Consider the following 23,185-nt stretch of genomic DNA (forward strand, 5'->3'; position numbering starts at 1 on the left):
CCTGTTTGGTGGGTGCAGTATCATGACGGATCTAAATACCACATGCTCTCCTTCGGCCTCGGCCGCGAATTCTCCGCGTTAGTTGAACTTGTTCAGACTCGGCAGATCGTACTCAAGCAGGAACCTCCGTCAGGGACCGGATTATTGCAGCGAGCCATGTATTTTAGGTGCGTTGGAGGAAATCATATGGGAAGCTTCCTCAACCAATATCTCCCTAAACCAGATGCTCCCTGGATCGGCATTATGTAGCGCTGGCCATTGAACAGCTTCGCTGAAGACGGGAAGCGGTAACGGAAGGTTGATGATCCGCAGAGGGAAAGTACTTTCGTAATGCTCGACTAAGCGAAGCGGTAGGTTAGCTATGCGTTTCGTGCCACGCAGGACTGATGGTATTAAGCTAAACCCTTGCACGACGACCTCCACCCGCCTCTGAATCCCATTCTCGAGCAAGAACCAGCCCTCGACCGATGGCTTCAAAAAGCGCCCAAACGCGGCAGCGACGTGTCCCATGGAAACATATTGCTCAATCGTCAGCGCTGAAGGTAGGTCCACATTTGTCGAACAGGCTACACATACAAATTTCTCTGTGAACAGCTTTGCGCTCGGATGTGCGCCCGAGAGAAAAAATTCAGGCAGGATGAGGAAATCGACGTCACCGCGGCTAAGCATTTCGTACGGATCACTATCTAAAGGCAGCAACTCGAAGCTGACTGCGGGCGCTTCTCGAGCAACGCGCTCAATGATCTTATTGAAGTATATCAGCATCATGAAATCGGACAGAACTATTCTAAAGCATCTGTCAGACTTCGACGGGTTAAATGGCTCCCAAGAGATGATTGAGCATTGTACTTGCAAGAGAGTTTCGCGCACTGCCGAGGCAAGTCCTTCGGCACGTGGCGTCAGCCGAAGTTCTCGACCATTCATTGTAAACAATTCGTCGCGGAAATAGTCTCGCAGCCTGCCAATGGCGGCACTCATGGCTGGCTGACTTAGATTGATACTACGTGCGGCAGCCGTTAGGTTGCGCTCGGTCGTGAGCGCGTCCAGTGCAACGAGCAGGTTTAGATCAAGGCCCTTGAAACGCATCTTTAGTCACATCCAAACATCGGATATTTTATATCCAAACAATCAATTTTTCCAGTACAGAACCTTCCAGCGTAGATCCAATGAAGGTTCGTCAAAAAGGCTTAGGTTAGTTTGACGATCTATTAAGTAGCGTGCATAGTTACGATAGACGTTATAGTTGCAGATATTCTAATTTAAGTATGGAAAGGCGCCTTAGCAATAGGCGATGTGGAGCGGCGTCACTGAGCGAGATGACATTCGGAACGCTAGTGAACGGAATGGGCGGAAGTAGGTGCATCATATCGCGACACCGGAGGGCTTTGGTGATTATCTATGGTCGCTCGCGGCGGTCGGGCGCTATGCGCAACGGATGAGCCGCACGCTGGCTATCGACGGGCGGGGCTCCTTCTGTTTGGAGCCGGTTCAAGATATTGGTGGGGTGCCAGTAATCTGTGATGAAAAGATCAACGCGCCTGAAGGCGCTTGAGGAAGAGCCGACATGTTCACGAAGAAGTTGGAGCGCGGCCGCTTCATCTGGCCGTCGGCAGCCGACGGCAGGCCGATTGATCGGAACGCATCCATTGGACGGATGAGTTCCATCCAAACAAATGATTTCACTTGCTTATACCGGTGCCATTAGAAGCGCTCAAACAGTGCGTATCAAGTAGTTGCTCTGTCGACGCCTGGACAGAGTATTAAGTGGAGGTTTAGGTATGAGCCCTCAGGTGCGGTGGAAAGTGTGCTGGGAAAACGAGTTGGAGCTCTCTGACCACACGGAGCTCGCAGATTTCTTTCGGAAGACCTATGGGCCAACTGGCGCTTACAACGCCCTTCCATTCGAAGGTGCTCGTAGTTGGTCAGGAGCTAGGCCCGAGCTTCGCGTAATAGGCTATGATGCGCACGGTGTGGCCGCTCATATGGGGTTGTTGCGTCGTTTCGTTCGGGTTGGCGAGGTCGATCTACTCGTATGCGAGCTTGGATTGTGGGGCGTGCGTCCAGATCTTGAGGGGTACGGCATCAATTCAATGCGCATTGTTTACCCAGTGCTGCAGCAACTTGGCGTTCGGTTTGCGTTCGGCGGTGTTCGGCAGGCGTTGCGCAACCTTGTTCTCAGGCTCTGCCGAAATGGTCTTGCGACTGTTTTGGAAGGGGTACGCGTGCGATCCACCCTTGCCGATGTTTATCTCAACCTCCCGCCGACGCGCTGTGAAAACGTAATTCTGGTAGTATTCCCAATAGGATGCTCAATGAGTGACTGGCCATCGGGGACCTTGATCGAGCGGAATGGCCCTGAGCTATGAAAGAGCATGGTCCCATAGCTGAAGTTATCCGAAGAGACGGTGGCGGCCCAGTGATCGGTGCGTCTATCTAACCCTCGATGACGGACCGACCCACACGATGACACATCCCGACCTTTCGATCTGCGAACGCTAAGACGTCAAGCGTGAGATATTCGAGACAAGCAGGACCATCAGGGACATATGCCCCGAAGCCTCGGTACCGCAATCCGGGCACCTGGAGCGAGGACGTATGAACATCATCGGCTAATGCCGTATTTTTGCGCGCTCGCGGGCTTACGATCCGCGCTCCCCGTTCGACCCACTAACGGACTCCTCATGAATCCGCTTCGTGGCAATCTTGTTGTATGCAACACTGTCAGCTGCCTACAAAGGCATGCAAACCTTTCTGTTTAACGAAAAAAAACCAACTCGGGGTCACTCTCCCCACTCGTGTCCTCTTCGCTGCCCAGCGCCTACGTCATCATCCCCTATTATAACGAAGATCCGCATTCTCCTTCCTCAGTTCGCTTCCGTTGCAGATCAAGACTATGCAGGCGATGCGACTACCTTGTCGACGATCGTTCTGGCAATCGCGACGTAGTCACACCTGTGCACGGATACTGTGGGCAGGCGCTTCGCGGTTTAATGTCATTCTCCCGCCAAAGAACATGGGCAAACGCAAAGTCCAGATTGTTGCTATCAGGGGATCATCGGAATAGCTCTCACCGTCGATGCGACATGGAGAATTATTCACCTCGTGCCGTAGTGGTGCTTGCGCCGCCACGGCTTGTCGTCGATACCAATCACCGAGGGCGGGGTCGATGCGGTTCCTTGCCTGCGGATGACACAGAGCAAGGTGTCGTCTCTAACGGAGGCATCAGCCGCTGGGCAAACCGCGCCGCCGGCGTCCTCCAAGCGCCAACTGGTGAACGACATGCTCGAGGCGCCCGTCTGTCATAGGGCGGCAGCAGATCGTCAAACCGCTCAGCGAATACTGGCTGCCGCAGAGCACGGCATCGGAGCCTGCGCACAAGCGCACTGCCGACCATACTGCGATGGCCGACAACCCAGATCTTCTTGTTGGACAAGTCGTACACTTAGAGCTCTTGCCGGCTGTTCAGGGCCTTCCAGTGCTTGACACCTCGCGCACCTTCTCGGCGACGAGCTCCCGAACCGGGTTCTTGTGTTGCCAGCTCAGCTTCTGGCGGGCCTTGGTCGGATCACCGGCAGAAGATCGACTTCCGTCGGGCGGAGGTATCGAGGATCGACTTCCACAAGGCAGGCACCGGACGCGGAGTCGTAGCCATTTCGTCGACGCCGGACGCCATTCCAAAGCAATGTCCACTTCGGCAAAAGCCCGCTCGAGAAATTGGCGGACATTCGTCATCTCGCCGGTCGCCAAGACGTGGCCATCCGGCTTGTCCTGCTGCAGCATGCGCCACATGCCCTCGACATACTCACGTGCGTGGCCCCAGTCGCAGCTCCTGGCGCTGTTTTTGGCCAGCTGTCGGGCGCTGTGGGCCTGCGCGATCGAAGTTGGCTTGTTCAGCCACATGGCGAAGCTCTATCACCTGGACGCTCGCAGCGTCGCCCGTGCGATACGCCATTTCTCTCTTGGCTACAGGGATGTGCGAATGTCTCCAGTTTTCGGAGCTTCGTTTGATCCTGCTGATAGTCGCGGTCTCCCTGCCGCGCGGTCAGTGATGCCCTTACGACACCGTCTGTCGGCTTTGTCTTGTCGGCGACATTAGGGTTGTGGCCAGTTTCCTGTGCTGGCTCGGGCTAACTTCCTGAAACCCAACAAAAAGACCTTTGCTTCGGCTCGATCGGCCCACATGGCACGGGTTTTGAAGACTGCCCTGGGAGGCGGCGCGAGCTGCCGGCCTTTTACTCAGCGATGGATGGAACGAAAGAAGGAAGGCGATATGTCAGGTTTGCGTCAAATCGCATTTTACGGCAAAGGGGGGATCGGCAAGTCCACCACCTCCCAAAATACGCTCGCAGCGCTTGTCGACCTCGGGCAGAAGATCCTGATCGTCGGATGCGACCCGAAAGCTGACTCCACCCGGCTGATCCTGAACGCCAAAGCACAGGACACGGTTCTGCATCTGGCAGCCCAGGAAGGTTCGGTGGAAGATCTTGAGCTCGAGGACGTGCTCAAGGCCGGCTACAAAGGCATCAAGTGCGTGGAGTCCGGCGGTCCGGAACCGGGCGTCGGCTGCGCCGGGCGCGGCGTCATCACCTCGATCAATTTCCTCGAGGAGAACGGCGCTTATGACGATGTCGACTACGTCTCCTATGACGTGCTCGGCGATGTGGTGTGCGGTGGCTTCGCGATGCCGATCCGTGAGAACAAGGCCCAGGAGATCTACATCGTGATGTCCGGCGAGATGATGGCACTCTATGCCGCCAACAACATCGCCAAGGGCATCCTGAAATATGCCCATTCCGGCGGCGTGCGGCTCGGCGGCCTGATCTGTAACGAGCGCCAGACGGACCGCGAGCTCGACCTCTCCGAGGCGCTGGCTGCCAGGCTCAATTCCAAGCTCATCCACTTTGTGCCGCGTGACAACATCGTCCAGCACGCCGAGCTCAGGAAGATGACGGTGATCCAGTACGCGCCGGACTCCAAGCAGGCCGGGGAATATCGGGCGCTAGCCGAGAAGATCCATGCCAATTCGGGCCAAGGGACCATTCCGACCCCGATTACCATGGAAGAGCTCGAAGACATGCTGCTCGACTTCGGCATCATGAAGAGCGACGAGCAGATGCTGGCCGAACTACAGGCCAAGGAGTCAGCGGTGGTTGCGGCTCAATAACTGCCGCTGTCGACAGGACGCGCTGGCCCTTGAGCCAGCGCGTCCTTCCACGAAAGACGCTTCGTCGACGACGACCTAACCCGAACCTTGAAAGGGGCAGGGGCCCATGAGCCTTGATTACGAGAATGACAGCGTTTTGCATGAAAAGCTCATTGCGGAAGTGTTAGCGCAATATCCAGACAAGGCGGCAAAGCGCCGCAAGAAGCACCTCAGCGTCGCAACGAGCGGCGACGAGCCTGGCGATGAGCTGAAGGCGCTTTCCGAATGCGACGTCAAATCGAACATCAAGTCCATTCCGGGCGTGATGACGATCCGCGGCTGCGCCTATGCCGGCTCCAAAGGCGTGGTATGGGGGCCGGTCAAGGACATGGTCCACATCTCGCACGGCCCGGTCGGTTGCGGTCATTATTCCTGGTCGCAACGCCGCAACTACTACGTCGGCCTGACGGGCATCGACACGTTCGTGACGCTGCAGTTCACCTCAGACTTCCAGGAAAAGGACATCGTGTTCGGCGGCGACAAGAAGCTTGAACAGGTCATCGACGAGATCGAGGCGCTTTTCCCCCTCAACAACGGCATCAGCGTGCAGTCGGAATGCCCGATCGGGCTGATTGGCGACGACATTGAGGCGGTGTCGCGCAAGAAGGCCAAGGAGCACGAAAAGACGATCGTGCCGGTGCGCTGCGAGGGCTTCCGCGGCGTCTCGCAATCGCTCGGCCACCACATCGCCAACGACGCCATCCGTGACTGGGTTTTCGACAAGAACGAAGTTGAGTTCGAGACCGGCCCTTATGACGTCAACGTCGTCGGCGACTACAATATCGGTGGCGACGCGTGGGCTACGCGCATTCTATTGGAGGAGGTGGGGCTGCGCGTGGTCGGCAACTGGTCGGGTGATGCCACGCTCGCTGAGGTCGAGCGCGCGCCAAAGGCCAAGCTCAACCTCATCCACTGCTACCGCTCGATGAACTACATCTGTCGGCACATGGAGGAAAAGTATGGCATCCCGTGGATGGAATACAATTTCTTTGGTCCGTCCCAGATCGAAACCTCCCTGCGCGAAATAGCCAAGCACTTCGGTCCGGAAATCGTCGACAAGACCGAGGCTGTCATCACCAAGTACCGGCCCCTGGTCGATGCTGTCGTCGACAAGTACCGGCCGCGCCTCGAAGGCAAGACGGTGATGCTCTATGTCGGCGGCCTGCGTCCTCGCCACGTCATCACGGCCTATGAGGACCTCGGCATGCGGATCGTCGGCACCGGCTACGAGTTCGCCCACAACGACGACTATCAGCGCACCGGCCATTATGTGAACAAGGGTACGTTGATCTATGACGACGTGACCGGTTACGAGCTGGAAAAGTTCATCGAAGGCATCCGCCCCGACCTTGTTGGGTCCGGCATCAAAGAGAAGTATCCGGTGCAGAAGATGGGCATCCCCTTCCGCCAGATGCACTCCTGGGATTATTCGGGCCCGTATCACGGCTATGACGGCTTTGCCATATTCGCCCGCGACATGGATCTGGCCATCAATAATCCGGTGTGGGATCTCTACGACGTCCCCTGGAAAAAAAAGGCCGCGCCAGCTGAGGCGGTTGCGGCCGAATGAGAGCCTGGCCTGTCTTGGGAGGGGGCAGGCCAGGCCCTTCCATCGGCCTTGATCCGCACTCGTGACAGATGACATCCCATTGCCGCCACCGGTGCGGCGCGATGAAAAGAAAGGTGCTTACTATGCCGCAGTCGGCGGAAAAAGTTCTCGACCATGCTCCCCTGTTCCGCGAGCCGGAATACAGGCAGATGCTCGCCGAGAAGAAAGCCAATTTCGAATGCCCCCACCCAGATCAGGTCGTTGCCGATCAAAACGACTTCACGAAGACCTGGGAGTATCGCGAAAAGAACCTGGGCCGCAAAGCCCTGGTCGTGAACCCGGCCAAAGCCTGCCAGCCGCTCGGTGCCGTCTTCGCAGCCGCAGGCTTTGAGCAAACGATGTCCTTCGTCCACGGCAGCCAGGGCTGCGTCGCCTATTACCGTTCGCATCTGTCGCGTCACTTCAAGGAGCCTTCATCGGCGGTCTCGTCCTCGATGACGGAGGACGCGGCGGTGTTCGGCGGGTTGAAGAACATGGTCGATGGGCTCGCCAATACATACAAGCTCTACGATCCGAAGATGATCGCCGTCTCGACCACCTGCATGGCCGAAGTCATTGGAGACGATCTCCACAGCTTCATCGAAAACGCAAAGAACGAAGGGTCGGTCCCGCACGACTTCGATGTTCCTTTCGCTCACACGCCTGCCTTCGTCGGCAGCCACGTCGATGGCTATGACGGCATGATCAAGGGCATTCTGGAGAACTTCTGGAAAGGCAACGAGCGGAAGGAGGTTGCCCAAGCCATCAACATCATTCCCGGCTTCGACGGCTTCTGCGTCGGCAACAACCGCGAACTGAAGCGCCTGCTCGACATGATGGGCGTATCCTACATCTTCATCCAGGATGCCTCCGACCAGTTCGACACGCCGTCGGACGGTATGTACCGCATGTATGACGGCGGCACGAAGATCGAGGACGTGAAGTCGGCATTAAACGCCGAAGCGACACTGTCGCTGCAGCACTATAACACCCGCAAAACGCTGGAGTATTGCAACGAGGTCGGTCAGGCTACGGCCTCGTTCCATTATCCGCTGGGTGTCCAGGCGACCGATGAATTCCTGATGAAGGTCTCGGAGATTACCGGCAAGGAAATTCCTCCGGCACTCGGCCTGGAGCGCGGCCGTCTCGTCGACGCTATGGCAGATAGCCAGGCCTGGCTGCACGGGAAGAAATACGCGATCTACGGCGATCCTGACTTCGTCTACGCTGTTGCCCGGTTTGTCTTGGAAACCGGCGGTGAGCCGACCCACTGCCTTGCTACCAACGGCACGTCGGCCTGGGAAGCCGAGATGAAGGCGTTGCTCGCATCCTCGCCCTTCGGCAAGGCTTCCCAGGTCTGGGCGGGCAAGGACCTCTGGGCGTTGCGCTCGCTGCTCTTTACCGAGCCGGTAGATCTTATGATCGGCAATTCCTATGGCAAGTATCTCGAGCGCGACACCGGCACCCCATTGATCCGGCTGAGCTTTCCGATATTCGACCGGCACCATCACCACCGTTTCCCGCTCATGGGCTACCAGGGCGGCCTGCGCGTCCTGACGACGATCCTCGACAAGATCTTCGACACGCTCGATCGCGAGACGAGCGAGCCGGGTGTGACGGACTATTCTTACGACCTGACCCGCTAGGAGCGGCGGCGGTCGGCCTTGCGAGGCCGGCCGCCTTCATCTGAACTTGGAGACCGCAATGCCCTCGCTCAATGCTAAAGTCCAGGACGTCTTCGACGAGCCTGCCTGCGAGAAGAACCGCAGCAAGGATTCCAAGGCGCGTAAGAACGGCTGCTCGAAGCCGCTGATCCCCGGGGCGGCAGCCGGCGGATGCGCTTTCGATGGCGCCAAGATCGTGCTGCAGCCCGTCACTGACGTCGCGCACCTGATCCACGGGCCTCTCGGCTGTGAGGGCAATTCCTGGGACAACCGAGGATCGGCTTCCTCAGGTCCAACGCTCTGGCGAACGAGCTTCACGACCGACCTCACTGAAACCGAAGTGGTGATGGGACACGGCGAGCGGAAACTTTTTAAAGCAATCCGCGAGATCAAGGAGGCCTATGCTCCACCGGCGGTCTTCGTCTATTCGACCTGTGTGACAGCATTGATTGGCGACGACATCGAGGCGGTCTGCAAGCGGGCCGCCGAAAAATTCGGCCTTCCGGTGGTGCCGGTCAACGCTCCGGGCTTTGCCGGCTCCAAGAACCTTGGCAATAAGCTCGCCGGTGAAGCGTTGCTCGATCATGTGATCGGCAGCGTAGAGCCGAACGACGTGACCGCCTACGACATCAATATCATTGGTGAGTTCAACCTATCCGGCGAGTTTTGGCTGGTGAAGCCGCTTCTTGACCGGCTGGGGATCAGAGTGCGGGCCTGCATTCCAGGAGACGCTCGATATCTTGACATTGCTTCTGCGCATCGCGCCAAGGCGTCCATGTTGGTGTGCTCGACAGCACTCATCAACCTCGCCCGCAAAATGGAGGAGCTCTGGGATATCCCGTTCTTCGAAGGCTCCTTCTACGGCATTACCGACACCTCTGAAGCACTCAGGCAGATCGCCAAGCTGCTCGTGACGCAGGGGGCGGATCCCGAAATCCTCGAGCGCACCGAGGCATTGATCGCGGAGGAGGAGGCGATTGCCTGGAAGAAACTCGCAGCATATCGACCAAGGCTTGAAGGCAAGCGCGTGTTGCTCAACACCGGCGGCGTGAAGTCCTGGTCGATTGTCGATGCGCTGATGGAGGTGGGCATCGAGATCGTCGGCACCTCGGTTAAGAAATCCACGCCTGAAGACAAGGAACGGATCAAGCAACTCCTGAAAGACGAAAACCACCTGTTCGAGTCGATGGCGCCGCGCGAGCTTTATAACATGCTCGCCGACGGTAAAGCCGACATCATGTTGTCTGGCGGGCGCACGCAATTCATCGCGCTGAAGGCCAAGACACCTTGGCTCGATATCAACCAGGAACGCCACCAGCCCTATGCCGGCTATGACGGCATGGTGGAGCTCGTTCGCCAGATCGATCTTGCTATTCACAATCCGATCTGGATGGAGGTGCGGGAGCCGGCACCGTGGGAATGCCAGCATGCGGTGGAAGAAGAACTGACGAATACCAAGAGCGAGAACGAGACTGGGTACGCCTTGCAAAACTTTGTCGGCGCGGTCGCCGGCAGCTTCGGCAAGCGTTGAGGAAAGTCGATGGTTCAAGTCTTTCCCCAGACCAAATCAGCTGCGGTCAATCCGCTGAAATCGTCGCAGCCGCTCGGCGCCACGCTCGCCTTTCTTGGCGTCGAGCGTGCAGTGCCGCTGTTCCACGGCAGCCAGGGCTGCACCAGTCTAGCTCTCGTACTTTTAGTCCGGCACTTCAAGGAAGCCATTCCCTTGCAGACAACGGCATTGGACGCAGTGGCGACGATCCTCGGCGGCGCAGGCAATCTGGAAGAGGCGATACTCAATCTCAAGAGGCGCGCAAAACCAAAGTTGATCGGAATCTGCACGACAGCCCTGGTGGAAACCCGCGGCGAAGATTTTGCAGGCGATCTCACCAACATCAAGCGGGATCGTGCCGATGAGCTTGCGGGTACGGAGATCGTGCTGGCGAGCACGCCGGATTTCGAGGGAGCGATCGAAGAGGGATGGGCTAAGGCCGTCACCTCTATGATCGAGCGCATCACAACGCAAGGCGAGCAGAGCCGCGACCAAAAGAAGATTGCGATCCTACCAGGATGGCATGTGACAGTCGCCGACATCGAGCTTCTGCGCGAAACGGTCGAAAGCTTCGGTCTGAAGCCGGTAATCCTGCCGGACATTTCCGGCTCGCTCGACGGCACGGTGCCTGACGATCGTTGGGTGCCGACCACCTATGGCGGTACTCCCGTCGGCGAGATCCAAGAGCTTGGCACGGCGACACAATGTATCGCGATCGGCGAGCATATGCGCCGCCCCGCAGAGTTACTGCGGACCCAGACGGGAGTGCCCTACATATTGTTCCAGTCGCTGACCGGATTGAAAAGAGCCGACCGGTTCGTCTCGTTGCTTTCAAGGATCTCAGGTGCGCCGGTGCCGGCAAGCATTCGCCGTCGCCGAGCACAGCTGCAGGACGCCCTGCTCGACGGGCATTTCCATTTCGGCGGCAAGAAGATCGCAATTGCTGCGGAGCCGGACCAGCTCTACCAATTTGCTACCTTCTTCACCGGCATGGGCGCCAAGATTACGGCGGCAGTCACCACGACCGGCACCTCAAAAATACTCCAGGAAATGCCGGTCGAATCGCTCCAGGTGGGCGATCTTGGCGATCTCGAGGAACTTGCCGTCGACGCTGATCTTCTTGTTACGCATTCGCATGGGCGACAGGCGGCGGAGCGCCTTGGCATTCCGCTTATGCGGGTGGGCTTCCCGATTTTCGACCGACTCGGCAGCCAGCATAAGATCACAAGTCTCTATCAGGGAACGCGCGACCTGATCTTCGATGTTTCCAACATCTTCCAAACCAACCAGCGCGCGCCGTGTGCCAGATCGCTTGATCCTTTTCGCAAAGGAGAATTGCCCAGATGACCGCCGCCCGTCGCCTTTCCCTCGTCCCTGACGGGGCTCACTCGTCAGCTCCCAAACGCGAGGCAGGCGCGTTGCGCGTCGCAATCGCCACTCAAGATATGAAATGTCTTGACGCCCATTTCGGATCGGCTAAGCGCTTCGCGGTCTTTGACGTCAGTCCCGACGATTGGAAACTCGTGGAAGTCCTGTGTTTCGAAGACGTTTCCGATGAGAGCGGAATGCATCGAAACGAGGGCGACGATCGCATTGCCCCCAAGGTGAAGGCATTGGAAGGCTGTCACCTCTTGTTCTGTCTGGCGATTGGCGGGCCTTCGGCAGCAAGGGTCGTTTCGGCCAAAATCCACCCGATCAAAGTACCCGATGCTCGATTGATTGAAGACGTACTGTCCCGAATTCGGGCGATGCTCAGGACGGCTCCGCCGCCCTGGTTGCGCAAGGTGCTAATTGAAGCAGGCGCCACCGAAAAGAAGCCTTTCGATGAGGAGGACTAGGACATGGGTACATTGACAGGAAGTACGGATGGCCCTGCTGTCAAGGAGGATGGGGATCTCGCCACCCCTTTTCTCAAATGCCTCATAAGGCTCATTCGCGCTCAGGATGCCCATGGGGCGTGGGAGGGCAAATCGGACGCTGACCTGCTGGCCGACTTCATCCTCACCAAGGAGCAGCGCCGTAAGATCCCGATCATAGGCGATCCCGATCCGGATGTGCTGTGGAGGCTCCAGAATTTTTACAGTTGCGCGGGGCTTGTGATCGAAGAGTGCACAGGCCTGTTGGCATCGCCGATCATGACGATCGGCCATGAGGGCTTCGGCCGCGTGCTGTTCACAACCGGGCGGTTGGTCGTTCTGTCGAAGACCCTGCGCGATGTCCACCGGTTCGGCTTTGAGACGCTTGGCAAGCTCGCCGAGGTCGGCAACAAAATGGTCGATGACGCGATTGCAGTTATCGAAACCTATCCCGACGTTGCGCGGGCATCATGAAATCAGTTTTCGAGGAGGGCCCACAGGATGAATGAGACTATTCGCGATTTGCTGGCCAAGTGTGGTGCGCTCCCCGTCATGACGGATCAGATTGCCGACGACGCCGATCTCTATGCAGCGGGCTTGTCTTCCTTTGCGTCGGTGCAACTCATGCTAGGCATCGAAGAGGCTTTCAATATCGAGTTTCCGGACAATCTGCTGAACCGAAAATCCTTTGCCAGCATCGTTGCGATCGAAAAGATAGTCTGCATGCTCCTTAATAGCCGAAAGGTCGTTTGATGAACGTCGAGGGCGCTCCGATTGAAGCCAGGGTCGGAGACGCCGCGGAGGCGCGTGCCGCGCGCGTCTCCGCGATCGCCGGCAAATATGCTGATCCTGTCGACGTCGAAGGCCGCTTCCCGCGCGAGGCGGTGAAGGCGATGCGCGCCGAGAAGCTTCTGTCGATCCAGATCCCCACCGATCTTGGCGGCGAGGGTGCGTCGATCACCGAGATCGCCGAGCTCTGCTCGATCCTCGGTCAGACCTGTGCTGCCAGCGCCATGGTTTTCGCCATGCACCATATCAAGCTGTCGAGCCTGGTCGAACACGGCGCCGGCAGCGACTGGCACCGGAACTTCATGGGCCGCATAGCTAAAGAACAGCTTCTGCTGGCCTCGGCGACGTCGGAACGCGGGATCGGCGGCAATCTGCGCAACAGCATCTGCGCCCTCAAGTTCGAGGGCGACACCTGTTTTTTGGAGAAGGATGCGACCGTCATCTCCTATGGCTCGCATGCCGACGCCATTCTCATCACCTCGCGTGCCCACGCGCAGGCGGCTTCCTCCGATCAGGTGCTGACAGCCTTCCTCAAGGATCAGTACACGCTCGAGAAAACGCATGTCTGGAATACGCTCGGCATGCGCGGCACCTGCTCCGACGGATTCCTCTTCAAGGGGCAGGCGCCGGCGCATCAGATCCTGCCGAAGCCTTTCGCCGAGATCGCCGCGCAATCCATGCTCGCCTCCTCGCACCTGTTGTGGAGCGGCGTCTGGTACGGCATCGCCGTCGACGCCGTCGCACGCGCTCAGGCTTTCGTGCGCGCCGCCGCCCGCAAGACGCCGGATGCCCCGCCGCCGGGAGCGCTCCGCCTCGCCGAGGTTTCGAACCTGCTGCAGATGGTAAAATCCAATGTGGTTGCCGGCCTCAAGGCCTATGAGGATGCCAAGGTCGATGTCGACAGGCTGTCTTCGATGGGATTTGCGGTGACGATGAACAACGTCAAGATCGCCTCGTCCGAGACGATCCTGGAGATCGTCAACCATGCCATGCTGATCTGCGGCATCATGGGCTACAAGAATGGCACGCCCTTCAGCCTGGGACGCCATCTGCGCGACGCCCATTCCGCGCAGCTGATGATTTCGAACGACCGCATCCTCGGCAATACGTCGAGCATGCTTCTTGTCCACAAGCAGGACACTAGCCTACTGGGGTAACAGTCATGGATATGCAGACCTCGTTTCTCGACCGGCTTTTCGAATCCGGCCTGCTGATCGATACGGGCATCGACGGGCTCTATGGCCGCAGCGGCCAGTTCGAAGAGGTGATCGCCGCGTTTGAGCGCCTCATCGACAAGGTCGGCGGCGGCGACGGTGCGGAGGCCATGCGTTTTCCGCCCGGCATGAACCGCGCCTTTTTCGAAAAGAGCGGCTACATGAAGAGCTTCCCGCAGCTGGCCGGCACGGTGCACAGCTTCTGCGGCAGCGAACTCGACCATGTCAGCCTGTTGCAATGCATGGAAGTCGGCGAGGACTGGACCAAGGGGCAGGAAGCGACCGATATCGTGTTGACGCCGGCTGCCTGCTATCCGCTCTATCCGACGGTCGCCAAACGCGGCAATCTGCCGAAGACCGGCGGCCTCTTCGACCTGCAATCCTATTGCTTCCGCCACGAGCCGTCGAAAGACCCGGCCCGCCAGCAGCTGTTCCGGATGCGCGAATATGTCTGCATGGGCACCGAAGAGCATGTCACCGATTTCCGCCAACGCTGGATGGAACGCGGCGTCGAGATGATGAAGGCCGTCGGCCTCGAGGTGACGATCGATATCGCCAACGATCCGTTCTTCGGCCGCGCCGGCAAGATGCTCGCCAATAATCAGCGCGACCAGAACCTGAAGTTCGAACTGCTGATCCCGATCACCTCGTCCGCCAATCCGACCGCCTGCATGAGCTTCAACTATCATCAGGACGCCTTCGGCACGAAATGGGGTCTCAACCTCGAAGACGGCAGTGTCGCGCACACCGCCTGCGTCGGCTTCGGACTGGAACGCATCGCCCTTGCGCTTCTCCATAATCACGGGCTCGATACCGTGGACTGGCCCGAGAGCGTGCGCAAGGCACTGTGGGGTTGATCATGGCTTCCGTCTTCAGGGACCTCGATCCCGCTACCCATAAATCGCACGTGCTGCACGCCAGCGAGCGCATGTGGCCGGAAACCAATTGCTATATCGACCTCTGGATCGAAGTGCTGAGCACGCTTAGGTTTCCTCCGGAAGCCATGCTCGGCTTCACTGTGACTCTGGATTTCGAGGGCGATCAGTTCCCCTTCTTCAAGGTGCCGCTCGAAGATCTCGAAGCGATCTACGGCATCCGCTGCACGGAGTTGGCGATCTACAACGAGGTCCAGCATCACGTTGCCGAACAGATCGGTCGTGGCCGGCTTTGCTTGGTGGAGATGGACCCCTTCTTTATGCCGGATACGCAGGGCGTCGGCTATCGCTGCGAGCACGGCAAGACGACGATGGCGATCAATCGGCTTGATATCGCGGGCCGTTCGCTTGACTATTTTCACAATGGCGGCTTCTTCAGCCTTTCGGGCGAGGATTTCGACGGGCTGTTCCAGCTGCATCTGACGGAGAACGATCCGCCGTTCCTGCCCTATATGGAATTTGCTAAATTCCCGGAAAAGGCGCCGGGAGAATCCGCCATTCGGCAAACATCGCGGCAACTCCTGGATTTCCATTTCTGCCGCCGCCCCACGGCCAACCCCATACGTGCCTTCGCAGCGGTTCTCCCGGCGCAGGCGGAAGCGGTGGCCGAGCGGTCCTTCGGCTTTTTCCATAAATATGCCTTCAATACGCTGCGCCAGCTCGGCGCCAATTTCGAGCTGACGGGCAGTCATCTCGATTGGCTGTCGGCGGATTTCGCTGAGGCGGCTGGTGAGGCACGGCGGATTTCGGAAGTGGCGAAATCGGTGCAGTTCCAGCTTGCCCGAGCGGTGACGCGTAAGAAATTCGAGCCGTTGCAGATGGCACTTGAGCCGGCCGTGGACGCATGGGATTCCATGATGGCTTGCTTGAACAAAAGCTGTAGTTGAACATGATCTCCTCCAAAAAAGTCGCTTTTCACTTTTTGGGTCATGTTTTGGGTTTGGGATCCAATACAAGGGCGTTTGGCTAATATCCGCGGCGATACGCTGCAGAGCGATAGGTGGATCTGGTTCTGAGGGATGCGGGCGCCTGCTGTCGCCTTCGGCTGTCATCCCGGCGCCGGTGCCGGGCACCGTGGCGGAAGCGCTGGAAAAGGCCGGGCTTTCGCCCGGGAACATCCTTATCCGTTGGACGACCGCGACGCCTAGTATTTCTGCCGGTTGGTCGATGTCAATGCCGGCGATGCCGTCTTGCGGCTGGAAGGTCTGGCAACGCTCTGCGAAGTCTTCCTGAACGGCCAGAAAATTCTCGTCTCCGAGAGGATGTTCGAAACCGGTGATCTTGCCGTTCACCTGCATGGCGGCGACGAACTGGCATTGTGCTTCCGTCGCTGGAGCCGCGTCTTGGCGAACCTGGCCCTCGGGCCCGCTGGCGTCCGCAAATGATCACGCCTCCGGGGTTGCGCCTGGTGCGCACAACGCTGCTCGGCCATATGCCTGGCTGGTGCCCGGAAATACAGGTGGTCGGACCCTGGCGGCCGGTGTCGCTGCTGCATCCGCATAAGCCTATCGTTCGACACCTTTCGTTACGGCCTGATCTGCTGGAGGATGGAGAGGGACGGCTTTATGCCTCGCTTTCGATTGAAGGGCATGGCAGCGAGGTTACCCTTCGCTGCGGCGATATCGAGCAGGCCTTCGAGCGGGACAGCCACGGCGGCTGCGCTGCGATCCTGAAGTTCCCTGGCGTGACGCCATGGTGGCCGCACACTCTAGGAATACCGCACCTCCATCAGGTCACGCTGATCATCGATGACGTCGAGCACACGCTCGGTCGCACCGGCTTTCGCCTGGCTGGCGATCGATCGCGGCGCCGATGGCCGGGATTTCGGCCTCCTGGTCAACGGCGAACGCATGCCGTGGCGCGGTCTGGACCACGCGGATATCGTGCGGCTGCCCGGCGGCCGCGACGATTATGAGCCGTGGCTGCGGCTGGCGGCGGAGGCCGACATGAACATGATCCGCATCGGCGGCACTATGGCCTATGAGACGCCGGATTTCTTCCGTCTGTGCGACGAGTTCGGCCTGCTGGTGTGGCAGGATTTCATGTTCTCCAATTTCGACTACCCGAAAGGCGACAACGCTTTGAACACCCATGTCGAGGCGGAAGTGGCGCAGTTTCTTTCCGCCACGCGGCTGTCGCCATCACTCGCCGTCATTTGCGGCGGCAGCGAAATCCATCAGCAGGCTGCGATGTTCGGCCTGCCGGAGCGATTGTGGGCGAGCCCGATCGTGGAGGAGATCATCCCGGCGGTTGCCCGATCGCTTCGGCCGGACGTCCCCTATGTCGTCAATTCGCCCTTCGGCGGCGCCATGCCGTTTTCTTCGAATGAAGGGGTGACACATTATTACGGCGTCGGAGCCTATATGCGTCCTCTCGATGACACACGCCGCGCTGATGTCCGCTTTGCTGCGAAAGCTTGGCTTTCGCGCACCACCGGTCAGATCAGAACCCTGGGTGGCCGACGATAGTCGAAGTCTGATCAAGGTACGTCACTGGAGAGAACATGCTGAACAAGTTCGAACGATACCCGCTCACCTTTGGACCTACGCCCATTGAGAAGCTCGACCGCCTCGGCAAGCATCAAGGGGGAAAGGTGGAAATCTACGCCAAACGCGAGGACTGCAACTCCGGTCTCGCGTTCGGCGGAAATAAGCTTCGCAAGCTCGAATACATCATCCCCGCTGCGATCGCTTCGAAAGCCGATACGCTTGTCTCTATCGGCGGCGTGCAGTCCAACCACACGCGGATGGTCGCGGCGGTCGCCGCCAAGATCGGCATGAAATGCGTGCTTGTACAAGAGAGCTGGGTACCACATGAAGATGCCGGTTACGACCGAGTCCGAAATATTCTCTTGAGCCGTATCATGGGAGCAGAGGTGCGGGTGGTCGATGAGGGCTTTGACATCGGCATCCGCGGCAGTTGGGAAGCGGCACTCGACGAGGTCAAGTCAAGAGGAGGTAGACCCTATGCAATACCAGCCGGGGCATCCGTTCACACATTGGGTGGTCTCGGCTACGTCGGCTTCGCCGAGGAAGTCCGTGCACAGGAGAAGCAGCTTGGATTTGGCTTCGACTATATTGTGGTTTGCACGGTGACCGGTTCGACGCAAGCAGGTATGGTGGTCGGGTTCGCCAGAGACGGGCGACGGCGCAACGTGATCGATGCCTCCGCTACCCCCGCCCAAGCCAAGGCGCAAGTGCTAAAAATTGCCCGGCATACTTCAACGCTCGTTGAGCTCGGCGAGGAGATCGACGACGACGACGTGCGTTTGCTCGAGGGATATGCGTATCCTAGTTACGGCATTCCGTCCGAGGAAACGAAGGAGGCCATCCGCTTGTGCGCGCGGCTGGAGGGCATGATCATCGATCCCGTCTACGAGGGCAAATCAATGCAAGGGATGATCGACCTCGTGCAGAAGGGCTTTTTTCCAGAGGGATCGAAGGTCCTCTATGTGCATCTGGGTGGCGTGCACCGGCGATCAACGGTTACAGCTATACCTTTCGCAACGGCAGACCTTGAGATCAGCGCCCAGTCTGAACATGACCCAACGCTCCTATGATCGCAGTCAATGCCTCTACGTCACCGCATTCCAACGTCAGCTTTACGCCGTTCGGCAGTGACGCGCTCACCTTCGCTGGAGAAGGCAGCGGCCGGTTCCTCTCTGCTTTTAGCGGCGGAGTGCCGCTCGATCGCCCGAGTCGGGCTTCCAGTGCTTGAAACGATGCTCAAGAAAGCGGTCGACGTGAACCTCGCTTAAATCCTGCGGAGCATGTCCATTGCCAACATGCCAGTCCATCAGATCCCGAAACAGGTTCAGCGAGCGCCACGTGCATTGCCGACCCAAACCTTCGTTCGACATTTTGGCGGCGTAAACGCCCGCAAACTCCCGATACGGACCATAGACCAGCTTCCGGTATAAGGCGCTGCGATTCAAATAGTCAGTTGCGTTCATGTGTCCTCTCCTTCGCGTCAATAGCGACGGAGAGACCCTAAACTATGCCTACTAGCTGCCGGCTATGATGCCGGAAACGTTGGCAAAAAGTTGATTAATCGGCATAGTTCGACGGTCGGCATAAACTGCCAAACTCCATGGCCACAATCCGGAGGTCTATCTGACAGACGTCCTGACCCGGATCCAGAGCCATCCAAAGGATCGGCTCCAGGAATTGCTGCCGTGGCAGTGGGCGCCGGCGAAAGACCGATACGAGGCTGCGTGATGGCACGCTCAAAGTTCAGCTACACGTTTAAAGAAGTCGCCGTCATGATCGGCGAGAACCTTGAACTGCTCGGGGAAATCACCGCCAACTCGGACAATATCGCCGAGGGCGAATTCGTGTATGTCCGCGATGGCAGTGAAGATGGCACAAAAGGCCTGACGACCTTCGAGATCTCCTCGCCGACATACGGACGTGGGATGGTGGAATCCGCCAGTTCCTTGTCGATGAACAATGCGATCCCGAAATGATCAAGCGCATCATGGCAGATGAGGTGAAGCGCGTCCTATAGCTTCGGCCGCTCGACCAGGCGAAAATGCTTTCGCCGGACGCGCACATTCAATCTGCCCCTACCGAACCTAGTAGTTCTTGATGATTCCATCATCACATAGAGTGTGGGCGGTGATCTTCCACCATACCCCAGTCAGGAGCCTGACACAGCCTCCGTAGGAGCAGTGAACATAGCCACGCGGGCAGCGAGTTGCCCGGAACTGCCTTCTGGAGGTCGAGTATCATGAGAGCCTTGGATATTTCTATCATTGGAGCCACGGGGGCCGTCGGAGCTGAACTGATCAAGCTGCTGGAATCGAGCCAGCTTCCGGTTTCTCGTTTGCGGTTGCTAGCATCCCGCACCTCGCTCGGTCGCCAAACAAGGTTTCGAGATGAAATCTGCATCGTGGAGCCACTCGACGAGATCGACGATACCCAAGCCGATATTGCATTCTTTTCCGCAGGGGGCGCCGTAAGCGCCAAATATGGACCTCTGTTCGCAGCCCAGGGCGCCCTCGTGATCGACAACTCGAACGCCTTTCGAATGAACCCGCACGTACCACACCTCGTACCACAAGTTAATCCTGATGCGCTCGCGGTTCGCCTGCGTTCGGGGATAGTGGCAAATCCAAACTGTTCAACGATTCAGCTGGTCCGCGCTCTTATACCATTGGTAACTGCTTTTGATGTTCATCAGATCATTTTGACCACTTATCAGGCGGCCTCGGGGGGCGGCCTGAAAGGGATCGACGAGTTATTGGAAGGAACGAGAAGCGCGTTGCGTGGACGCGCGCCGCCACGCGCGGGGCATTTCCCTTTCCCCCTTGCGTTCAATGTAATACCGCAAGTTGGTGAGATCGCCTCGGAGGGCGTGACTTTAGAAGAGCGCAAGCTCGTTCAAGAGTCTCGAAAAATCTTAGGTCTGCCTCATCTGCGGTCAACCTCCACCTGCGTTCGAGTTCCCGTAATAAATGGCCATTCGGAGGCGGTGTATCTCGGGCTAGAAGAGCCCGTTCCCCTGGAGCGGATTCATGAGTTGCTGGCGATAGAGCTCGATGTCCTGCTCTATGCAGACGGAAGTCACGGTGAATATCCGACGCCGCGCCTTCTCAAAGATCCTACTGTTGTTCACGTCGGGCGCGTGAGAGTAAACCCCGAGAATCCGTGCGGCCTCTGGCTCTGGATCGTCGCAGATAATCTTCAGGTTGGAGCGGCGCTTAACGCACTTCTCATCGCAAAGCTTGCAATTTCCAACAACATCATTGGTGGACAATGAAGGCAACGGTTCTGAAATTCGGAGGCTCTAGTTTTTTGCATCCCGAAGACTTCGGTCGAGTCGCTCGACATTTAGCCGATCGACTAGCGACGGGCGAAAACAAAATCGTTGCCGTGGTCAGCGCAATGGCGGGAACGACCGACAACCTCAAAACAGTCATGCTCGGCGTCAACAAGCAAGTAAAACCATCGAACCTCGATGCGGCACTCGCAACCGGAGAGATGCTCAGTGCCTGCCTGTTGGAGGCCGCCGTGAGCCGGCAAGAGATTTCCGTAATGTCTTTAAACGGCTATTCTCTCGGGATACGCACGAATTCAGACTTCGGTCGCGCTTCAATAGAAAGCGTAGATCCTGGTTCAATTATTGCAGCATTACAGGAGAATGACATTGTCATTGCCACGGGCGGACAGGCAATTAATCAGTCGGGCAGGTTAACGTTTCTCGGCAGAAATAGCTCTGATCTGACAGCTGTCGTAATTGCCTCCATGTTGGGAGGGCGCTCCTGTGAAATATATTCGAACGTTCCGGGCGTCTATACAGCAGACCCTTATCTTGTGCCGGGAGCGAGACTGATTCCGGAGATTGCCTATGGGACAATCGCACGGATGTCGAGATATGGCGCGAAAGTGCTGCACCACAAGGCGGTGGAGTATGCCGAAAAGCACTCGGTCACCATTGCTTGCAAATCGCTCACGAGCGACGGTGTAGTTAGTGGCACGGTTGTCACAGGGCATGGGAACGCCCCTTCCGTGACACTGGCTCGCGACGCAGCGGTGGTGTCGTGCGGCAGCATTGCAGCACGCAACAAGCTCCTTGCGCTTCTTGATCAACAGGACGTCAGCGCAATCTGCACGGATGACAACCGCGGGGCCGGCATATGCATTTTAAGCGACGTTGATTTTGCCCTTCGGATTGTCGCGCTGACCGGCAGCCGCTCGGTCCCCGTTCGTTTAAAAACCGCAGTGACTGAGCTCGATTTTTCAACGTTGCGCGTCCACTTGGAAGACGATTATACGCGGGCGATTTCCCGGGCGCGCGAGATCCATGAACGAATCTATCCCGGATCAGACGGCGAACCAGTTGCGCCGAGAGCGGCTAAGCAGCGCTCCACTCATAGTTCGATGCTCATCCGGACAAATGATGCCTCGGAAAATGCACAATGATGCCGTCGAAGGTGCCGAAGAGGATGAGTCCACAGCTCAAAAACACTTGAGGCCCGGCGCCTGAGGCAATGCGTAAAAAGGCAGGAATAAGCGGATATTCAGCCTTTCCCGGTGTTGAATAGTAAGTCGCATCCCAACTGATTTGATGGTATGGAACGGCTCCGTTCACGAACGATACTATCACTATTGGGATTGATCTGCGAAGAATGGGGATTCTCGCCCAACCATTGGTGTAATTGAGGGCACGGGAGGGACACAGGTCGACGAAGCTACCTAGAGTCAAAGTACCTCGCGCGCCCACTCGGAAAGCGCGCATCCGACGGACCATACGGTTCGTATGAGATGCCGCCGACCGTTTTGAGAGCCGCTCTCCAGCGACCGATGTGAACATCGATGGTGCGGGGGCCAACATGAACAGCGCGCAGCCAAGCTGCGTCCCGCAGTTCATCTCTGAAGTAAACCGGATAGGGGTTCTTCATGAGATGGTGCAACAGGCGAAACTCGGTTGGAGCGAGGTGAATCGTGCGGCCGTTTCGCCGCACGCGATAACTGCTGACATCCAGTTCGAGATCGAGAAGGTCAAGAGTTCTCGTGCGCCGAGGGCGGGAGCCCGATTCGGGTCGTGCCAGATCGCGCCAATACTTGTCATGAGTGTCTCGGGCGAGAATGGTCTGGTTAGAAACTGGTCGGCACCAAACTCGAGCATTTTTTGCCGACTTGCTTCGTCACCTTCGACGGCAAGGCGCGATAATCGACATTGACCGCGTCCGGCGGTGGTCCAGGCGGAGGCGTTCACAGAGCGTCTGCGTCTCCACACCGGGTATGCGTGATTCGAGAAGCAGAAGATCAGGGGGTATTGTCTGAAGGCGCTTGGCCAGCGCCTCGCCATCGCTCACCCCCGTAACAACGGGGCCCTTGCTTTTAACCGTATATTCCAAAACGTGCGAAAGCTATCGTCTGCCGCAGCGATCAGCACGATCGGCGGTGGCAGGGAACCCGACTAGTAGCGTCATTCGACATCGCGTAGAGCCTTCAGATGTGCCTTCGACCGGCCGCTCTATTTGCGCTTCTGTCGCGAGTTTGAATTTTGGACGCTGACAGCAATGTACTGCGACTGATGAGGCCACGTGATTTCGATTGCTCAGAATGGTGGACAAGGATTGTAGACTTACTGAATTTCCGCCGACACGAAGCTTTCAAGTCAGCATGAATCGCATTGGACCACGGACTTTGACGTAGTTCTTGTCAAGATGACAGTTCCCGGTGGGGTCGTGCATCCGTTGAACCGCTCCAGCAGTTGAGTAGAGACGGGAACAATGCACCGGTTGAACCCGCAGATCCCGTTCAGCAATCGTATCGGGCCACCTGAGATTGGTCCAGGACCAAGCCTTCGTCGGCTCAGCGACTTGGGAAAGAGCGGTTTGGTCGGCGACAGCATTGTTGATTATCATAGGACGATCTCTC

General features: G+C 57.9%; 20 protein-coding genes and 5 pseudogenes. 19 read left to right on the forward strand and 6 right to left on the reverse strand.

All coding sequences use genetic code 11. The features are described from left to right. Positions 1-141 precede the first annotated feature (141 nt). Positions 142-1,086, reverse strand: a complete 945-nt coding sequence (gene nodD2, locus GGI60_RS26465) for a transcriptional regulator NodD2 (RefSeq protein WP_088396764.1) — start codon at positions 1,084-1,086, stop codon at positions 142-144. A 271-nt stretch (positions 1,087-1,357) separates the two neighbouring features. On the opposite strand from nodD2, the gene GGI60_RS26470 reads away from it, so the two are divergent. Both GGI60_RS26470 and nodA read left to right on the forward strand, forming a co-directional pair. Next, entirely contained in the window at positions 1,358-1,552 is a 195-nt protein-coding gene (locus GGI60_RS26470; RefSeq protein ID WP_409527280.1) for a nodulation protein NodZ, read from the forward strand. A 226-nt stretch (positions 1,553-1,778) separates the two neighbouring features. Continuing rightward, positions 1,779-2,366 carry a nodulation N-acyltransferase NodA gene (gene nodA / locus GGI60_RS26475; RefSeq protein WP_004679687.1) on the forward strand — a complete coding sequence of 196 codons (588 nt, stop codon included), beginning with the start codon at positions 1,779-1,781 and terminating at the stop codon, positions 2,364-2,366. Positions 2,367-3,462: 1,096 nt separating this feature from the next. Here the strand turns inward: nodA and GGI60_RS26480 are convergent. Next, positions 3,463-3,900, reverse strand: a complete 438-nt coding sequence (locus GGI60_RS26480) for a GDP-mannose 4,6-dehydratase (RefSeq protein ID WP_183919270.1) — start codon at positions 3,898-3,900, stop codon at positions 3,463-3,465. A gap of 370 nt (positions 3,901-4,270) precedes the next feature. On the opposite strand from GGI60_RS26480, the gene nifH reads away from it, so the two are divergent. The 13 genes and pseudogenes from nifH to GGI60_RS26545 all read left to right on the forward strand — a co-directional run bounded on the left by nifH (position 4,271) and on the right by GGI60_RS26545 (position 18,317). Further along, the gene (gene nifH / locus GGI60_RS26485) at positions 4,271-5,164 is read left to right on the forward strand and encodes a nitrogenase iron protein (RefSeq protein WP_183934862.1); all 894 of its coding nucleotides are present in this window, start codon (positions 4,271-4,273) and stop codon (positions 5,162-5,164) included. Between the two features lie 106 nt (positions 5,165-5,270). After that, positions 5,271-6,773, forward strand: a complete 1,503-nt coding sequence (gene nifD / locus GGI60_RS26490; protein WP_183934863.1) for a nitrogenase molybdenum-iron protein alpha chain — start codon at positions 5,271-5,273, stop codon at positions 6,771-6,773. Between the two features lie 122 nt (positions 6,774-6,895). Next, a complete protein-coding gene (gene nifK, locus GGI60_RS26495) occupies positions 6,896-8,437 on the forward strand; it encodes a nitrogenase molybdenum-iron protein subunit beta (RefSeq protein ID WP_183920303.1) in 1,542 nt (513 codons plus the stop codon). A gap of 58 nt (positions 8,438-8,495) precedes the next feature. Then, on the forward strand, positions 8,496-9,986 hold the full coding sequence (nifE, locus tag GGI60_RS26500) for a nitrogenase iron-molybdenum cofactor biosynthesis protein NifE (RefSeq protein ID WP_183920299.1): 1,491 nt from the start codon (positions 8,496-8,498) through the stop codon (positions 9,984-9,986). Positions 9,987-9,995: 9 nt separating this feature from the next. Then, on the forward strand, positions 9,996-11,351 hold the full coding sequence (nifN, locus tag GGI60_RS26505; protein WP_183920297.1) for a nitrogenase iron-molybdenum cofactor biosynthesis protein NifN: 1,356 nt from the start codon (positions 9,996-9,998) through the stop codon (positions 11,349-11,351). After that, a complete protein-coding gene (nifX, locus tag GGI60_RS26510) occupies positions 11,348-11,842 on the forward strand; it encodes a nitrogen fixation protein NifX (protein ID WP_183920295.1) in 495 nt (164 codons plus the stop codon). The genes nifN and nifX overlap by 4 nt, the downstream gene beginning before the upstream one ends. 3 nt (positions 11,843-11,845) lie before the next feature. Continuing rightward, positions 11,846-12,334 (forward strand): NifX-associated nitrogen fixation protein, encoded by a 489-nt coding sequence (locus GGI60_RS26515; protein ID WP_183920292.1) that lies wholly within the window; start codon positions 11,846-11,848, stop codon positions 12,332-12,334. A 27-nt stretch (positions 12,335-12,361) separates the two neighbouring features. Further along, positions 12,362-12,613, forward strand: a complete 252-nt coding sequence (locus tag GGI60_RS26520; protein ID WP_183920291.1) for an acyl carrier protein — start codon at positions 12,362-12,364, stop codon at positions 12,611-12,613. Then, entirely contained in the window at positions 12,613-13,806 is a 1,194-nt protein-coding gene (locus GGI60_RS26525; protein ID WP_183920289.1) for an acyl-CoA dehydrogenase family protein, read from the forward strand. Before GGI60_RS26520 ends, GGI60_RS26525 begins: the two co-directional genes overlap by 1 nt. A 5-nt stretch (positions 13,807-13,811) precedes the next feature. Further along, entirely contained in the window at positions 13,812-14,720 is a 909-nt protein-coding gene (locus tag GGI60_RS26530; RefSeq protein ID WP_183920287.1) for an amino acid--[acyl-carrier-protein] ligase, read from the forward strand. A 2-nt stretch (positions 14,721-14,722) separates the two neighbouring features. After that, positions 14,723-15,685, forward strand: a complete 963-nt coding sequence (locus tag GGI60_RS26535; protein ID WP_183920285.1) for a DUF1839 family protein — start codon at positions 14,723-14,725, stop codon at positions 15,683-15,685. Between the two features lie 63 nt (positions 15,686-15,748). Beyond that, positions 15,749-17,229: pseudogene (locus GGI60_RS26540) on the forward strand (glycosyl hydrolase 2 galactose-binding domain-containing protein); the annotation flags it as partial. 72 nt (positions 17,230-17,301) lie between these two features. Next, a pseudogene (locus GGI60_RS26545) lies at positions 17,302-18,317 on the forward strand (1-aminocyclopropane-1-carboxylate deaminase). Between the two features lie 2 nt (positions 18,318-18,319). Here GGI60_RS26545 and GGI60_RS32220 read toward each other — a convergent pair. After that, positions 18,320-18,460 (reverse strand): annotated as a pseudogene (locus GGI60_RS32220) (IS66 family insertion sequence element accessory protein TnpB); the annotation flags it as partial. A 5-nt stretch (positions 18,461-18,465) separates the two neighbouring features. Further along, on the reverse strand, positions 18,466-18,750 hold the full coding sequence (locus GGI60_RS26550) for a hypothetical protein (protein WP_246720488.1): 285 nt from the start codon (positions 18,748-18,750) through the stop codon (positions 18,466-18,468). Positions 18,751-18,874: 124 nt separating this feature from the next. On the opposite strand from GGI60_RS26550, the pseudogene GGI60_RS26555 reads away from it, so the two are divergent. After that, a pseudogene (locus GGI60_RS26555) lies at positions 18,875-19,015 on the forward strand (transposase domain-containing protein); the annotation flags it as partial. Beyond that, positions 18,973-19,263: a hypothetical protein gene (locus GGI60_RS26560; protein ID WP_183920307.1), complete on the forward strand. Its 291-nt coding sequence runs from the start codon at positions 18,973-18,975 to the stop codon at positions 19,261-19,263. The pseudogene GGI60_RS26555 and the gene GGI60_RS26560, both read left to right, overlap by 43 nt. Here GGI60_RS26560 and GGI60_RS26565 read toward each other — a convergent pair. Then, a pseudogene (locus GGI60_RS26565) lies at positions 19,187-19,349 on the reverse strand (IS5/IS1182 family transposase); the annotation flags it as partial. The gene GGI60_RS26560 and the pseudogene GGI60_RS26565 overlap by 77 nt on opposite strands. Before the next feature lie 177 nt (positions 19,350-19,526). Here GGI60_RS26565 and GGI60_RS26570 point away from each other — a divergent pair. Both GGI60_RS26570 and GGI60_RS26575 read left to right on the forward strand, forming a co-directional pair. Further along, complete coding sequence (locus tag GGI60_RS26570; protein WP_183920283.1) at positions 19,527-20,558, forward strand: aspartate-semialdehyde dehydrogenase; 1,032 nt, start codon at positions 19,527-19,529, stop codon at positions 20,556-20,558. Beyond that, a complete protein-coding gene (locus GGI60_RS26575; RefSeq protein WP_183920274.1) occupies positions 20,555-21,721 on the forward strand; it encodes a uridylate kinase in 1,167 nt (388 codons plus the stop codon). Before GGI60_RS26570 ends, GGI60_RS26575 begins: the two co-directional genes overlap by 4 nt. Before the next feature lie 269 nt (positions 21,722-21,990). On the opposite strand, the gene GGI60_RS32225 is transcribed toward GGI60_RS26575, so the two are convergent. Further along, a complete protein-coding gene (locus tag GGI60_RS32225; RefSeq protein ID WP_246720489.1) occupies positions 21,991-22,200 on the reverse strand; it encodes a hypothetical protein in 210 nt (69 codons plus the stop codon). Positions 22,201-23,185 lie beyond the last annotated feature (985 nt).

Origin of the sequence: Rhizobium lentis, assembly GCF_014200175.1 — a bacterium.
GTDB lineage: Bacteria > Pseudomonadota > Alphaproteobacteria > Rhizobiales > Rhizobiaceae > Rhizobium > Rhizobium mulingense.

Excerpts from the sequence above, each read along its gene's own strand:
- nodD2 (WP_088396764.1), bottom strand. The coding sequence starts at position 1,086 with ATGCGTTTCAAGGGCCTTGATCTAAACCTGCTCGTTGCACTGGACGCG.
- nodA (WP_004679687.1), top strand. The coding sequence starts at position 1,779 with ATGAGCCCTCAGGTGCGGTGGAAAGTGTGCTGGGAAAACGAGTTGGAG.
- GGI60_RS26480 (WP_183919270.1), bottom strand. The coding sequence starts at position 3,900 with ATGTGGCTGAACAAGCCAACTTCGATCGCGCAGGCCCACAGCGCCCGA.
- nifH (WP_183934862.1), top strand. The coding sequence starts at position 4,271 with ATGTCAGGTTTGCGTCAAATCGCATTTTACGGCAAAGGGGGGATCGGC.
- nifD (WP_183934863.1), top strand. The coding sequence starts at position 5,271 with ATGAGCCTTGATTACGAGAATGACAGCGTTTTGCATGAAAAGCTCATT.
- nifK (WP_183920303.1), top strand. The coding sequence starts at position 6,896 with ATGCCGCAGTCGGCGGAAAAAGTTCTCGACCATGCTCCCCTGTTCCGC.
- nifE (WP_183920299.1), top strand. The coding sequence starts at position 8,496 with ATGCCCTCGCTCAATGCTAAAGTCCAGGACGTCTTCGACGAGCCTGCC.
- nifN (WP_183920297.1), top strand. The coding sequence starts at position 9,996 with ATGGTTCAAGTCTTTCCCCAGACCAAATCAGCTGCGGTCAATCCGCTG.
- nifX (WP_183920295.1), top strand. The coding sequence starts at position 11,348 with ATGACCGCCGCCCGTCGCCTTTCCCTCGTCCCTGACGGGGCTCACTCG.
- GGI60_RS26515 (WP_183920292.1), top strand. The coding sequence starts at position 11,846 with ATGGGTACATTGACAGGAAGTACGGATGGCCCTGCTGTCAAGGAGGAT.
- GGI60_RS26520 (WP_183920291.1), top strand. The coding sequence starts at position 12,362 with ATGAATGAGACTATTCGCGATTTGCTGGCCAAGTGTGGTGCGCTCCCC.
- GGI60_RS26525 (WP_183920289.1), top strand. The coding sequence starts at position 12,613 with ATGAACGTCGAGGGCGCTCCGATTGAAGCCAGGGTCGGAGACGCCGCG.
- GGI60_RS26530 (WP_183920287.1), top strand. The coding sequence starts at position 13,812 with ATGGATATGCAGACCTCGTTTCTCGACCGGCTTTTCGAATCCGGCCTG.
- GGI60_RS26535 (WP_183920285.1), top strand. The coding sequence starts at position 14,723 with ATGGCTTCCGTCTTCAGGGACCTCGATCCCGCTACCCATAAATCGCAC.
- GGI60_RS26550 (WP_246720488.1), bottom strand. The coding sequence starts at position 18,750 with ATGAACGCAACTGACTATTTGAATCGCAGCGCCTTATACCGGAAGCTG.
- GGI60_RS26570 (WP_183920283.1), top strand. The coding sequence starts at position 19,527 with ATGAGAGCCTTGGATATTTCTATCATTGGAGCCACGGGGGCCGTCGGA.
- GGI60_RS26575 (WP_183920274.1), top strand. The coding sequence starts at position 20,555 with ATGAAGGCAACGGTTCTGAAATTCGGAGGCTCTAGTTTTTTGCATCCC.
- GGI60_RS32225 (WP_246720489.1), bottom strand. The coding sequence starts at position 22,200 with ATGAAGAACCCCTATCCGGTTTACTTCAGAGATGAACTGCGGGACGCA.